At 56.7% G+C, this 14447-nt stretch carries 7 protein-coding genes and 2 pseudogenes; 7 read left to right on the plus strand and 2 right to left on the minus strand.

The window, feature by feature from the left end:
- The first annotated feature begins 318 nt into the window (after positions 1–318).
- The 3 genes and pseudogenes from SINAR_RS0128970 to SINAR_RS1000000135890 all read left to right on the plus strand — a co-directional run.
- Complete coding sequence (locus tag SINAR_RS0128970) at positions 319–600, plus strand: phosphopantetheine-binding protein (RefSeq protein ID WP_419761335.1); 282 nt, start codon at positions 319–321, stop codon at positions 598–600.
- Complete coding sequence (locus SINAR_RS0128975) at positions 601–1809, plus strand: beta-ketoacyl-[acyl-carrier-protein] synthase family protein (RefSeq protein WP_028002340.1); 1209 nt, start codon at positions 601–603, stop codon at positions 1807–1809. It begins immediately after the preceding gene.
- 226 nt (positions 1810–2035) lie between these two features.
- Positions 2036–2155 (plus strand): annotated as a pseudogene (locus SINAR_RS1000000135890) (transposase domain-containing protein); the annotation flags it as partial.
- A 248-nt stretch (positions 2156–2403) separates the two neighbouring features.
- Here the strand turns inward: SINAR_RS1000000135890 and SINAR_RS0128985 are convergent.
- Complete coding sequence (locus SINAR_RS0128985; protein WP_028002341.1) at positions 2404–4587, minus strand: prolyl oligopeptidase family serine peptidase; 2184 nt, start codon at positions 4585–4587, stop codon at positions 2404–2406.
- A 601-nt stretch (positions 4588–5188) separates the two neighbouring features.
- On the opposite strand from SINAR_RS0128985, the pseudogene SINAR_RS01000000133985 reads away from it, so the two are divergent.
- Positions 5189–5401 (plus strand): annotated as a pseudogene (locus tag SINAR_RS01000000133985) (transposase domain-containing protein); the annotation flags it as partial.
- Between the two features lie 22 nt (positions 5402–5423).
- Here the strand turns inward: SINAR_RS01000000133985 and virD4 are convergent.
- Positions 5424–7151 (minus strand): type IV secretion system ATPase VirD4, encoded by a 1728-nt coding sequence (gene virD4 / locus SINAR_RS01000000133990; RefSeq protein WP_050577590.1) that lies wholly within the window; start codon positions 7149–7151, stop codon positions 5424–5426.
- A gap of 1950 nt (positions 7152–9101) precedes the next feature.
- Between virD4 and SINAR_RS0129005 the strand changes: the two genes are divergently transcribed.
- The 3 genes from SINAR_RS0129005 (at position 9102) to SINAR_RS0129025 (ending at position 14447) form a co-directional block, all read left to right on the plus strand.
- Positions 9102–11702 carry a two-component system VirA-like sensor kinase gene (locus SINAR_RS0129005; protein WP_028002343.1) on the plus strand — a complete coding sequence of 867 codons (2601 nt, stop codon included), beginning with the start codon at positions 9102–9104 and terminating at the stop codon, positions 11700–11702.
- Positions 11703–12075: 373 nt separating this feature from the next.
- Positions 12076–12564 carry a DUF192 domain-containing protein gene (locus SINAR_RS01000000133995; protein ID WP_033058206.1) on the plus strand — a complete coding sequence of 163 codons (489 nt, stop codon included), beginning with the start codon at positions 12076–12078 and terminating at the stop codon, positions 12562–12564.
- A 1184-nt stretch (positions 12565–13748) separates the two neighbouring features.
- Positions 13749–14447, plus strand: coding sequence for a type IV secretion system lytic transglycosylase VirB1 (locus SINAR_RS0129025; protein ID WP_028002344.1), 699 nt, complete (start codon positions 13749–13751; stop codon positions 14445–14447).

Consider the following 14447-nt stretch of genomic DNA (forward strand, 5'->3'; position numbering starts at 1 on the left):
ATGCACTGGGTCGGTAGCTTCTATAGCGCGCCGCGTTACCTTTGCAGGGGTAATCTCCGAGCAAAAAGTGTTCAGTATATAGATAACATAAATGCGTTCTATCCAAACAATCTATTTTCCAAATCTTAGTCGATGGTGCATATAAAATGTACTTAACATACAAGTGATTTTCTATGAATTTTGCTCTCTATACCAGAATCCATGCATGTTCATTCCAGTTCAATCGTAATCCACTTAGCTCGCCATGCGAGATTCGAGAGGCGCAGCATTCGAAGTATGCCGACCAGTATTAACACGGCCTCGAGATCGAAACGTATAATGGAAGGAACCGGTGTGTCCGATCAACTCGTTGAAGACGTTATAGCTACAATCAGGAAGCGCGCCGGGGCAGCTACATCGGCGGATTGCGAAGAAATAACAGTCGCTACGGAACTAACCTCGCTCGGCCTTGATTCACTCGACCTGGCGGATCTTCTCTGGGACCTCGAGGAAGCCAATAACGTTGAGATCCACATGAACATAGCGGATGCCTGGTCAAATCTTCATACCGTCGGCGATTTGGTGGAAGCCCTGCGTACCTTAATGGCAAAGGTGTCTTGAATGGATAAACGCGTCGTCATTACCGGGGTCGGCGGGCTATGCGCCCTCGGCAGCAATGCGGCCTCCATTTGGCGAGGCATGTGTGCTGGCATTTCCGCCATCGGGCCGATCTCCAATGCCGAGCTTTATGAGCTAGACGGCATTATCGGTGCCGAGATCAAAGTACTGCCGGAGCACGACATCTGCAAAAAGCAACTCGCCTCCATGGATCGTTTCAGCCTACTTGCTGTGCTTGCTGCCCGTGAGGCGGTAGAGCAGGCGGGGCTTTCCTGTGACGAATGGAATGCCGATCGCTATGGTGCAACTGTTGGCGTCGGCATTTGTGGCTCCGAGGCAGTTGAGGAAAATTACCGCGCCCTGCTTTTGGACGGCGCCAAGCGGACCGGGATCCTCACTGTTCCGAGAGTGATGCCTGGTGCCGCTGCGGGCCAAGTTAGCATCCATCTGGGCTTGCGCGGGCCAGTTTTCGGCGTCACTGCCGCGTGCGCCTCCGCCAACAATGCAATCGCCTCGGCGGTGGACCTGATCAGGCTCGGCCGAGCCGACGTCATGATTGCCGGCGGTAGCGATGCACCGCTCGTATGGGGTGTACTAAAATCATGGGAAGCGTTGCGCGTTCTTGCACCGGACACTTGCCGCCCCTTCTCTGCAGACAGAAAGGGCGTGGTACTCGGAGAGGGTGCTGGTATGGCTGTGCTGGAAAGCTATCAACATGCAAAAGCGCGCGGTGCAACGATCCTGGCTGAGATCGCCGGCATTGGCCTTTCGGCGGACGCCTTCCATATTGTTGCACCGATTGCCGAAGGGCCAGAGGCTGCGATGCGTCAGTGCCTTCAAGACGCCGGGCTGAATGCCGATGATGTCGACTATCTCAACGCACACGGCACCGGCACCAAAGCGAATGATGAGGTTGAGACGGCGGCGATCAAGCGGGTTTTTGGGGATCATACTCGCTCGATGTCGGTCTCGTCCACCAAATCTATGCATGGACATTGTCTCGGTGCAGCAAGCGCGCTCGAAATGATTGCCTGTGTGATGGCTATCCGCGATGGGATTGTCCCGCCCACGGCAAACTACAACGAGCATGATCCAAAATGCGATCTCGACGTCACGCCAAATGTGCCCCGCGAACGAGAGGTACGAGTAGCGTTGAGCAACGCGTTCGCCATGGGAGGCACAAACGCGGTTCTGGCATTCAGACAGGTGTAGCAGCGGCGCGTCATGCCGTGTCCAGTTAACGGCTCCTGTTCTGCCTCGATCGTTAAAACGCGCTCCGGTCCGGTCCCATGACTCGACGCTTCAAAGCAACGCCGGCTGATCTCTGAACACAGCGGTGGGGTGAAGCTGACGCCCCGTGAGCTCTGGAGACCTGAATGTCTTTGCCGACCGTGCTACAAACGCAAAGAGGCTACCCATGGGCGACGGGACTCTCGCGACGCTGATCATGAGCGCCAAGCTTAACGACGTCGATCCGCAGGCATGGCTTGCCGACGTGCTCGCTCACACCGCCGACACCCCGATCACCAGGCTCGGGCAATTGCTCCCGTGGAATTGACAGGCAACAAAGTTCCTACAGCATCAGGCTGCCTAACCTGCGGCCCTGGCGACGTGGCTTGCGTGCATAGTATCCATGGAGGGGTGCGCGGGGGCGCGTTATTGGCGCGCTGTTGGCGAACGGCGGGATTTGTCGGCGCATCTGGTGCAGATTTTTTGGTTCCACCCGTCGTGCGCGCCCCAAGTCTCCGCCCTCGCCGCCGGCTTCATCTTGCTCAAATCGGCCCGCACGGCCTAAGGCTTATGGATTCATGTGTTGTCCATGAGCTTTTGAGACAGGTAGGTGTATTCGAGCGCGTAGCGGCGGGCTTGTTCCTGCAGGTTGGCGGCGCCGGCGTGACCGCCCTCAATATTTTCATAATAGTAGAAGGGCAGCCCCATATCTTCAAACAAGGCGGCCATCTTGCGCGCGTGCACCGGACCGACGCGGTCATCCTTTGTCGATGTCTCGAAGAACGGTTCGGGATAGGCCACGCCCGCCCTGACATTATGATAAGGCGAGATCGAGCGCAGGAAGGCGCCTTCGACTGGGTCGTCTGGATTGCCATATTCGCCCTGCCAGGAGGCTCCTGCCGACATGTGGGTGAAATTGACCATGTCGAGAAGCGGCACCTGGATCACGACCGCGTTCCATAGATCGGGGCGCTCGGTCAATTGCACGCCCATGAGCAGGCCGCCGTTCGAGCCGCCCATGATCCCGAGATGCGGTGTCGAGGTGACCTTCCTTGCGATCAGATCCTGCGCCACGGCCTGGAAGTCGTCAAAAGCGCGCCGACGATCGGTCTTCAAAGCAGCTTCGTGCCATTTCGGTCCGAATTCGCCGCCGCCGCGAATATTGGCCAGCGCGAAGGCACCGCCCTTTTCCAGCCATAGCTTGCCCAGCGCCGGCGAATAGTTGGGCAACACTGGAATTCCGAAACCGCCATAGGCGTAGAGGATGGTCGGGTTCGTGCCGTCCAGCTTGACATCCCTGCGCGCCACGAGGAAATACGGAACCTTCGTGGCATCCTTCGAGGTCGCAAAGAACTGCTGGACTTGCAGGCCTTCGGCATCGAAGCGTTCCGGGGCCGACCTGATCTTCTCGACTGTGCCGCTTGCAGCATCGGCGCGAAACAGGGTCGAAGGTTCGAGGAACCCTGTTGAGAAGACGAACAGCTGATCACTCTCATTGTCGCTGGACGTCACCGACAGGGTCGAATTTTCCGGCAGGGCCACCTTGAAGGACGACCAGCCGCCCTTACCGAAATCGAAGCTGCGCACCTCGCTGCTGACATTCGACAGGATCGACAGCACGAGACGGTTCTTGGTTTGAGTAATACTTTTGACAGACTGATGCTCGTTTGGCATGAACAGCACAAGCGGTTCGACGTGCGCTGGATCGGCGAGCGCCGCCTTGAGATCGAAAGCGATAATCGCGCCATTGTGGAAAACGGTGCCCTTGGCCGAGGTCCAGTCCGACTTCAACCGATAGATTGCCTGGCCCTTGTAGTAGCCGTCAAAAGTGGCCCTGGTCGGGAGGGGCAGGACCACCTTTTGGGTGTCGGTGTGGCCGTTCGGGTAGAACGCTCGCTCGGTATTGAAGAAGTCGAGGCCGCGATAGGAGGTGTCCATCACATAATTGCCGTCGAAGTCGCGCAGCACGCCGCGCCGAGCCGAGACGTCCTTCTTGTCGCCGCGGAAGATCTCGACCGCCTGATCCAGGCTCTGCCCTCGCTTCAGCACCTTGGTGACGTAGGCGTAGCCGGAAGCGGTCACTTCCCCCGGCGTCCATTCCCGGGTCACATAGATGGTGTTCTCGTCCACCCAGGTCACCCACTGCTTGCATTCGGGCAGGACGAAGCCGTCCTTAATGAATTCACCCTTGGCAACGTCGAATTCGCGCACCACATCCGCATCCTTGCCGCCATCGGACAGGCGGATCAGGCAGAGATTGTTGGCGGGGGGCAGGCAGTCCCCGCCTTTGAACACCCAGGTCTTTCCCTCGGCCTTGGACAGCGCATCGATATCGAGAATGGTGCGCCATTGCGGGTCGCCGGACCTGTAGGATTCCCAGGTCGTACGTCGCCACAGGCCCTGCACGTGCGTGCCGTCCCGCCAGAAGTTATCGATCATTCCGCCGTGCGCGAACCGGGGCGAAGCAATCCGATCGGTGGCCTGTAGGATGTTCAGAATGTCGGCCAGGTATTCGCTGTACCGAGGATCTTTCGACAGCTTGTCGACGGTTGACAGGTTACGCGTTTTGACCCAGGTCATCGCCCTGTCGCCGTCGATCTCGTTCAGATAGGCGCGAGGATCGGCGGCATGCTCGGGAGCCTGATTGGGGTTGGAATCGATCGCCTTGGCGACCGTGGTCATCTGGCCAGAAGCCCCCATGGTGGTCACCGTAGCAGGGTCATTGCCATCATCAAGCTGGTTCACAAATGTGGCTCGCATGTTTCGCCTTTCGAAAAGCCTCACGTGTCGAAGCGGTTAAAACCGGCTTCGCCCCTCTTCTCAGCAACAGGTGTGCCAGTCACATACGTTTAAAGGGAACATTGAATTTCAACGGCTTGTACGAGCCAGTGGGAAGTCGTGTAGGACAAGCCCCCTTGATGTCAGACAATGTCAGACATGCGACAGAGCGGTATTGAAGCCAAACACGCTAGTTTCAACTGGCACGGTATTTGTCTCGTTCTCCTTAAAAGTGTCATTGAAGGCTTTGCCGCATGTTGATCGGCAACGTCAGTATTGTGCGCCATCGCTTTTGCGGAACTCGTAGTCGCACTTGCGAACTTGGCGCTGCGGCGATGGCAGCTCACTAAGAGGAATATGATGGCCAGCCGCTCCTTCGCTCCTTCTCCTCACGAGACCAGAGCCGGCGACGCTCGACCGACGTAATCACCTCAACAAGCTGCTCTGTCATGGGAATATCCCAGATGTATTCGGCTTGCGCTGCAGCTGTGGAGGCTGAAGAGGCGCTACCGCTTCGAGCTGATGATAGAACGGGGTCTGCGAGAACAGCCACAAGCATCAGGAAAGGAAGCGCAGCATGAGCAGAAAATCGTGGCTCCTTGCCGGCTCTGATCGTGGTGCCGATCGTGCCGTCTTCATGGCGACGCTGATCATGAGCGCCAAGCTTAACGACGTCGATCCGCAGGCATGGCTTGCCGACGTGCTCGCTCGTATCGCCGACACCCAGATCACCAGGCTCGAGCAATTGCTCTGGAATTTGCAGCCAACGAAGTCCCTACAACATCAGGCTGCCTAACCTGCGGCCCTGGCCGGATGGTTTACGAGAGAACCTGGTTGACTGCTGTTGCAACTGCGGTCATCTCGCATGGTCTGTGATCCTCTTCCGACATCGTCAAGCATGCTGGCTCCGGAAGGCCTCCAGTCTGGCTTTCAAAGATGCGCTTCAGGATTCGATCGGAATAGTATCGCACCTTTTGTAGTTTTAGTGGTGGCTTTCCCTTGATAAGGACTATCTGGCATTCGTCATCCAGCAGGCGCACCTGTTCGGGTCGCAATAGCGGTGCCCCTTGACCTGAAATCTGAATATTGCGATCGAGGCCTCGACCGTGGGAAATTGAGCGTGCTTGAAACGTATAGTCACCGATAGCTTCCGAAATATAAGCCGGCGTCTCGTCATCGGCCGTGGCCATGAAGACCTGCACACCAGTATTGCTGAGGAAGTTTTGCTTGCCGGCCTCGTCGTATGTGCCCGTCAGTGCCGAAAGGCTCTGGATGATGAACATAAAGCGGCCCTTGTAGCCCGCGATGGTCGTAATGGCTGTCTCAATCGTCTCCAGCTTGCCCAAGTGCTTGAATTCATCGAGCAGGAATAGCACCTCGTGCTTCTCATCCTTGCCAGGCAGCGAGCGCTGTAAAACAGATACGATCTGCTGAAACAGTAGGCGCATCAGTGGCGCGAGCACCTCGAGATCGTTTGGACTGACGCAAAGATAAATGCAAGTTCTTCGACGGCGCAGATCATAGATTGAGAAGTCTGATCGGCTTGTCGCCGCTTTAACCAGCGGATCTGCCCACAGGTTGAGCCCTCCGTCGCCTAGCACTGAAGTGTAAGAGGTCAGGATTTTCGTGTCGTTGCCCGCCATGTTATCGAAGATTTGCTGAGCCTCTTTGTTCTGGGTTTCCGCCGCGAGCCGCGCGAAAAGCTTATATTTCTCCCCCGGCTGAGCATAAAGGTCGTAAACGGCTCCGATTGTTGGCGTGCCACGTTCAATGCAGGCCAGTACACCGGCGACAAAAAGATCTCGTGCGCCGTTGATGAAACCTTCCGCGCCCTCCCCCTTGGCCGTAATGAGGTTCGCCGCCAAGCGACGCGCCTCTATGAACTGCCGCTCTGGAGACAGGGTCATGATATCCAGGAGAGGATTGTAGCAGTTCGTCCGGCGCTCCGGGTCCAGCGGTGTGAATTTGAACACATGATCGCCACCGGCTTTACGTGCTCTGGAGGTGAGCTCAAATAGCTCCCCCTTAACATCCAGTGCGATCACCGATCCTCTGAACGTAAGTAGCGTTGGAATGACGACGCCCACGCCTTTGCCAGCGCGGGTCGGTGCAACAACGAGGCTGTGAGGCTGCTCCCCGTTGGTCAGGTAATATCCAGGCCAAGAAGGGCGGCTTGTCTTCCCAAATACCGGGCCGCTGATGCGACTGTATCGTTGGAGATAGCCCGCGCGCCGCATTTCGTCCAATCCAGCCCAGCGCGCCGTGCCGTAATGTTCGCGATCGGCCGGGCATACGGTTCGCTGGATTAGCAGAACGAGGCCAGACGTAACGACGACAACAGCCAAGCCTCGATAGAAGGCGGGGGTTGTGTAACCCAAATAGAAAGGCGTCTCGTACCAAAAGGCGAGAATGTCGAATGTCATCATCGCTTCACTGCTGAATCCGTGGCGAAATGTTGCGTACAGACTCGCCGTACAAAAACCTGCAGCCAGTGAACACATGATGCTTAGAATTATGCTTGAAGCCGCATTCTTGCCTGAAGTCATTGATCCACCGTATGGGTCGAGCGATTGCATGACGGGCCCCAATCCCAATCACGGCGCCTTTGTGAAGAGCAGAAGATTACGCTTAATGCAGGCTACCGCGTTTAAGGAAATATAATCAAGAACATATGTAAATAATTTTGTTACAAATGTAATTTTGTAGAGCAAGCTCGTAATTTAAAACTCATGTTTGCTCATCTGCTGTACTCGAGATAAACGCAAATAGAAAAGCGAGTTTGTTTTGTCTTAACTTCTGCGGAATGGAGGAAAATAAATTCATTGACCTGTTGTTCTATCCAGTGAGGAACAGGCAAGACGACATGCCACGGCGACGGCCCGCCATGAAATGTGAGCCTCTCACCGCGAAAGAGAACGCCGATCCGACATGTCTCCGGCGCGAATGGACCATCGACCTTCAGTATGGTTTGCAGTCGATCCCGGAGGCCGAAATCTGACTGCGCGTTCCCTACTCATGACCTCTTATCGCAGCACGTACTCAGTGATAGAAAATTTCGAAAGGACCCGAATTCTCTGGCCCGCGCATCGACGGAGAATCCAATAACCTGGAAGTTCCGGCTCGGGAGCCAACGCAATTTCAATTAAGGAAGTCGGTGCTTCGGCAGGCTCGTAGGTTTGGATTTGACGCCTCACGGAGAACTACAACTGTAACGCAATATCCGTTTAGCGGGTCACTCTTCGATGTTAGCCTTGGAGCTGTAGAAACAACGTCGGAGTGTGACCAATGGAACGCGAAAGACAGCGGAGACGTGTCGAGGGCAATTCAGTCCGAGATGGCGGCGGTGCCGAACGGAACACTCATTTTCCAAACGACCTGGTGGCCGAGGTAGCAAGCCGTCTACCTACCCACGATACAGCTGAAACGGCAAATAACCTAACGAACTTCGAGCTAACGAGCCGCTCAACAAGAGAGGCGGTTCAGGCAAGCCCAGTGGGACAGTTTCACGGGCGGATCAACCAGCTCGGCAGCGCAGCCAGGGCGTTGCACGACAGGGCCGTGGCCGATGTCGCGCTGGACGAAGGCCCGGCAGACCGTGTGTTCGCACAGGCTGTAGCTCCCGTAATTGCGCCAACATTCAAATTTCAGACTCCTGAGAGAAAAACAGCCGCCGTCGATCGCATTCTGGACATTGATCCCCCGAGAGTTCAAGCAATGGCGCTCTCCAAGGTAGGAGACTACCTAGGTGACCTGGACAGTGGAAATAGAGATCGTCTTGTTAATCGGGCAGTTCAGTTGGTCACAGATCCGCCAGACCTACCCACCCAGCACAATGCTGCCCGTGCCCTTTTAAAAGGGTACCACCACCTGAACGCAGAGCAACAGGCGCAACTGCCAGTCGACCACTTGCAGAGCGTCAGTGCGCTTCCCGGTGTAGAGCCGCTTGCACCGTCTGCAGCTCGACACGCGGCAGAGCCGTCGCTTTCAAATTTGGACCGTAGGATCGAGGAGGCTCGCGCTCAAGCTCTTGGGCACGCAGGAGGTCAGGGACCCATTTCTCGAGCGGAACTCAGCGAGATGCGTCCGACCGCAGAGCGCCTCAACAGGGCCGACAATGACGCACGTGCGGATCTAGCATCTTCGTCGAGAAGCAGAGAACGCTCAAACTGGGGGCGATGAGCTTTATAGCGGGTCACGTTCACCGTGTAGGCGCTATTTACGCGTAAAGCTCGTTCTTGCATGTCAAGCACCTCTGGCTGAAACAGAGCGAGAGGTGCCCAGATATTCAGCACCACAGAGGTGCAGATTCCCGTGGCGCCGAACGTCCGCTCGAATGTCCAAGGGAAATAGAGTGTCATTCGTCGCCAGATGCAATTCCTTCGAGCCCCAGTAAGGCGGGCAACTTTCCGTGGCCCCACCCGAACGTGCGGCGTTCGATGCCGCAAGGCTATGGCGTATCGTCGCGGGCACGCGATGTCTGCTGAATGGAGGCCACAGTGGCTTTCCTAACGCAGCAGTGGCCGTTCACCCACCAGATTGAAACTGAGCTGATCTTCGAGGCCCGGTGTTCGGAGAGGGGGAAAAACGCGGATGGTTATTCGCCGTCCCCAAGGGAGAAAAGACTCAGTGCCATCCTTGTCCTAATGTTGGTGCTTGTGACTTTGTTGTTTGCGGTGCTGGGGATAACACGCTGGCAGGACGAACAGACCAGCCAGACTATCCTAAGTGAGCTCGAGAAAATTCAGGTCAATTGTGCATTACTGCAACGTGACGTCCTCCGCGCCCGTGCCGGCACCCCGGGGGATTACCAACTTCTTCCCGCCACCATAGGGGCCCTGCGGAAGAGCGTGACAAAGCTAGAACCATTATTTGAAAGGGCGGCTCTTGAGAACGCCGGTGACCTCTCTCACCTGCTTAGTCAGGTAAAGTCTTCAGTCGAAAGGACTGATGCGGCCGTGGAAGCTATGGGCGCGCAAGACGTGATCTTGCAAGCTTCTCTCAGTAGCTTCGTCCAGTCGCTGAGCTTGCTTGCGAAATTGCCGTCGGAAACCGACGTTTCTGGTACTACACTGCCTTTCGAACTGGGCAACCTGATCCTGGGGTTTTCGCTGAGGCCGAGCTCGAGCCTTGCGTCACGGATCGATCAATATCTCGACCGGCTTCAGGCGACGACAGGCGAGGACGAAGCCATTAAACATTCGCTTGCTCGCCATGGGCGAGTTATCCTTTCCTTGCTGCCGCAGGTGAAGGACGCTGTAAACGCGATCGCGTCATCCGACACTATCGACAAAGCTGCAGAACTGGAGCGCGAATATCTGAAAGGCTACAGCTTGCTCAATGTGAGTGAGCAGCGGGCACATGTTTTCCTAGTGGCGATTTCTATAGGCCTTTGCTTCTGTATAATCGCGCTATTCTCCAGGCTGCGTCTGCAGACGGATCGATTGGCAAGGCGCTTGGAATTTCAAGCAGCAACCAGGGAGATTGGGGCTTGCTTCGAAGGTCGTGCGGCAACAGAGGCTTCGCTAACCGCCTCCACCCAAGGGGCACTGCAAGTTGTCCAGCGCTTTTTCAATGCTGATCAGTGCGCGCTCGCACTGGTGGACGTGAGTGCGGGGTGTGTTGCCGAGTGTTTTGCCGCCAATACTCCTGCGCCTACCTGGAATGATGCTTGGCTTCTTGAAGTCGCGCCTCTTGCCCAAGCGGAGGAGCGCAAGCCCGTGTTTCGCCTGTTTCCAGCGCAAAACGGTGGCTGCTTTGCTGAATGTACACCGGGGCTTTGTCAGTTGCTTGTCTTCAAGGTCTCAGATCCACTCATCGCGGTTTGTTGCCTTCTCTACGAGGGAGGCGGTTTCCAGCCCTCTTCTAGTGAGATCCAACTTCTTGAGTGCGCGACTGCCCGTGTCTGCAACTACCTGGATCTTCAACGTAGGCAGACCGAATGCAGCCTGCTGGAGAAGCGGTTGGAGCATGCGGAACGGCTGAAAGCCGTCGGCACACTTGCAGGTGGTATCGCGCATGAATTCAACAACATACTAGGGGCTATCCTCGGCTACGCCGAGATGGCCCACAGTCTTCTGCGTCGCCCCTCAAGAACTCGAGGTTACATCGACCAAATCATCTCGGCAGGCGACAGAGCGAGGCTGATTATCGACCAGATTTTGGCGCTGAGCCGAAACCGGGAACGTGTGATCAAGCCCTTCGACGTGTCCGAGGTAGTGATGGATCTAGCTCCGTTGCTGCGCGTAGCGCTTCGAGCGGATGTAAAGCTGAATTTCAAAATTGACGAGAAGCGAACAGTCATCGAAGGGAGCCCACTCGAGATACAGCAGATCCTGATGAATCTCTGCAAAAACGGCTCGGAGGCGTTCACCGATGAAGGCTGCATTGAGGTCAGCGTTTCTCGCGCTGTTGTCCGTCAATCGAAGATACTTGCTTATGGCGATCTGCCATCTGGGGACTATGTCCTCCTGTCCGTCGCAGACACAGGCGAAGGCATTGCTGAAGCCGTACTGCCACATATTTTTGAGCCCTTTTTCACCACGCGCTCTCGCATCGGCGGAACGGGACTCGGTCTCGCTGCGGTGCACGGTCATGTGAGCGCACTTGCGGGGTACATTGACGTTAGCTCAACTATTGGGCGCGGTACGCGCTTCGACATCTATCTACCAGCCTCCCCGAACGAGCCAGTCAGTCCTGCTAGTTTTTTTGGTGCTTCTAATACACCCCTTGGCAACGGAGAGATCATCGCCATAGTAGAGCCCGATCCAGCGGCGCTGGAGTTGTATGAGGACAGGATTGCCGCCTTGGGCTTTGAGCCAGTCGGGTTCAAGACATTTGAGAGTCTTTGCGACTGGATTTTGAGGGGGAAAATAGCCGATCTCATTGTGGCGGACCGTTCGTCTTTTCTTCTGCATCAATGCGTGGACGCCGTTCAAGCGGCTCTCAAGACAGTGCCCCTCATCCTGGTCGGAGGAGCTGACCTTAACATGCCACTCACGGGCGGCGATCAAGCCTGCGCTCTTGCGCTGCATAAGCCGGTGTCATCCAGGACCTTGGCGTATGCAATTCGCACGAGGATTAGAACGTGTTGTGGTTAGATGTGCACACCGGCTGCGGAGTAAGGATGGTGACGCACCTGGCCAAGGTCATGCGGGGGAGATGTGGGCTGGACCCAGCAGCGCCAGCTAGTGTCACTGGCCGCACCAGCGCTGGCGCGTGGAGCGGCAGCAAGTTCCCGAACGAAACGTGCGCGTCGCCGACGCTTGCTCAGAGTGCCGAACGGCGCAGGTGTCGACCAACCGGCCGTGCGACGGCGCGCCGGGATCGGTGGCTTCGCCCGGTGCTCTTCATGTGGCGGCACGTGCATCACGGATCGCCTCAGGTAGGACTTTGGCGATGATCGGCAACGCCGGCCGAGCCCACCCGCATCCATCGTCCTTGGCCTGCCGACCATAGTCCGGAGATCCTTCCATGCCCTTACTGAATATCGCCGCGCTGGCGGCCTTCACCATCAACGCTCAAACGGTCTTTGCCGGAGACCCGCTGCTGCTACCGCCCGACCCGGCGGCTCTATCGGTCGAGACCAAATCGGGCAAGCAACGCTTCTCGATAGAAGTGGCGGACGAGCCTGCAGAATGGCGGCGCGGATTGATGTTCCGCACGACGATGGCCGACGATCATGGCATGCTGTTCGTTTTTGAGGACAGCCAGCCACGCTGTTTCACGATGCAGAACACGGCCATTCCGCTCGATCTCATGTTTGTCGGCGAAGATGGAAAGATACGTGCGATCGAAAAGGGTCGACCCTTCTCTACGATGCCCATCTGCCCGCGGGTTGGCGCGCATTTTGTACTGGAGCTGAAAGCCGGAACCGCGCAGATCGCCGGGATCCAGATCGGCGAGCGGCTCCGCCACCCGCTCATTGACAGAGTCGCCAACCACAGCCGCCGAGGTTTTTAGCGGTTGGGACCACCGGCGCTTGCGATTGAAACCGCGGCAGTGAGCGGTGTCCGCTACGGGCATCTACGGGGTGAAGCCGCTGGGTTGCCGAGAGGAGCTACGTGAGGTCTGTCGAGCCAACCGGTGAAACGCGGGCACGTTGGAAAACCAGGGCGTCTGGCGCGAAACTGTCCGCAAGAATACGGGCGCGATCTTCAAAGTCCGTTCGCCGACGCCGCTCCGGTCCGGTCAGCAAAACTGCATCTTCCATTAACGCTGCTCTCGCGCTCTTATGTTCGATCTTGCGAGCGTGGATTCTCGGCAGCCTCACCTGAGCGGTTGAGGACTGGAGGGTATTCGCGCTGAGTGAGTGATCAAGTTCATCTCGTAAGCGAGCGCTCAACCAAAAAATTAAGCGCCAACCCATAAACGTTTGTTTTCGCAAGGTGTCTGGCGACCGGGCGACCGAGGCGGTTCACGGGCGCTCACATGGCGCGCGTCCCGGGTTTCGAGCGGCGAGGCAAGAGAAGCCAGCGCAAGTAGTGATGCGGCCTTTGAGGGAGCGGCGGGTGTCGGGCTGATCCGAGGAGCGCGAAGGCGGTCGTATGCGACCACGCGGACAAGACATAGCCTTGAAGAGCCCGCGCCAGGTGAAGGGAGCCAAGACAGCGGCGCGATTCAGGCAGGAGATCCCCCGCCTCGGATCGCGGCGCTGTTGGTCGTGAGCTTATGAGCTTACGATAAACACCCAGAGCGATCGCCTATCGCCCGCGCGCCAAAGCTGCCGATGACGTGTGCATCTATCGAACCGGTGCCGACGTTAGCCTGACGAGACAAATGGTCAAGGGCGACAAAAGCTTCATCAAATTGCTCAAAATCGAGACGATGGCATGGAAGGTCGCAGTCCCTGCAATGACGACAACGTGTGTTGGCCTACATTAATCACGCCACTTGAGTTGATTACAGCCGAATAACTTTGAAGCAAGCTGCCTGGCTTGGTCCGACTTGAGTTCCAGGACAGCCGCAGCAGGTCACTTTGGTGATGCTCCTGGATCGGGTACTCGCCTGACGCCCTGAACGGCATTTGCTTCAGATGAAACAGAAAGGAGCGACTCGAAAATCCAAGAGTAACAGACCCTTCCCATAATCGCGAACAACAGATGCCAATCACGGCCGACGGGTTGCGATAGAGGGGACAGGGGGAAATGTTGAATGTAGTTTGGCCAGTCTCGCTGGTCCTTTTGACGTCCATGTATCTCTCAAGCGAAGCAGCACCACTGTCCTTACGTGAGTTCGGCCAGCTCGCCCGCGAATGCTCGCCGTGGGTTTCTCCATCAACGCTTGCAGCGATTGCCAAAGTTGAAAGTGATTTTGAACCGCTTTCGGCACATGACAATACCACCGGTGAAACCCTTCACTGGAAAGATCCGATGGAAGCAACGCAGAGCGTCAAGGAGCGCCTCAAAGCGGGACATTCGATCGACGTCGGACTTATGCAGATCAATTCAACGAACTTTTCTGCGCTTGGTCTCACGCCCGAAAATGCATTTCAGCCCTGCATCTCACTCTCGGCTGCAGGGACCTTGCTTGAGAGCCGCTACGCGGGCGGCAAGACTGCCGCGGCAGAACAACGCGCGCTTCGTCGGGCAATCTCCGCCTACAATACTGGGGATCTGACGCGCGGGTTTGCGAACGGTTATGTGCGGAAGGTTGAGTTAGCCGCGCGAAAGATCGTGCCTCCGCTACTCCTCCCGCCGGAGAAAGGCAGCGAAAAGGCGAAGCCTGAAGAAACGTGGGATGTCTGGGGTCCCCATGGGCACCGTTCCGGCGGCGATTCATCAAATCCTCCAGAGATGCCGAATGACGGCAAATCAATGGAAGACAATCAACTCATATTCGATTGA

Source organism: Sinorhizobium arboris LMG 14919 (assembly GCF_000427465.1).
GTDB lineage: Bacteria > Pseudomonadota > Alphaproteobacteria > Rhizobiales > Rhizobiaceae > Sinorhizobium > Sinorhizobium arboris.

What these genes read in the sequence shown, in the direction of transcription:
- SINAR_RS0128975 (WP_028002340.1), top strand. Translation starts at nt 601, where the DNA reads ATGGATAAACGCGTCGTCATTACCGGGGTCGGCGGGCTATGCGCCCTC.
- SINAR_RS0129025 (WP_028002344.1), top strand. Translation starts at nt 13,749, where the DNA reads ATGTTGAATGTAGTTTGGCCAGTCTCGCTGGTCCTTTTGACGTCCATG.
- SINAR_RS0128985 (WP_028002341.1), bottom strand. Translation starts at nt 4,587, where the DNA reads ATGCGAGCCACATTTGTGAACCAGCTTGATGATGGCAATGACCCTGCT.
- SINAR_RS0128970 (WP_419761335.1), top strand. Translation starts at nt 319, where the DNA reads ATGGAAGGAACCGGTGTGTCCGATCAACTCGTTGAAGACGTTATAGCT.
- virD4 (WP_050577590.1), bottom strand. Translation starts at nt 7,151, where the DNA reads ATGACTTCAGGCAAGAATGCGGCTTCAAGCATAATTCTAAGCATCATG.
- SINAR_RS01000000133995 (WP_033058206.1), top strand. Translation starts at nt 12,076, where the DNA reads ATGCCCTTACTGAATATCGCCGCGCTGGCGGCCTTCACCATCAACGCT.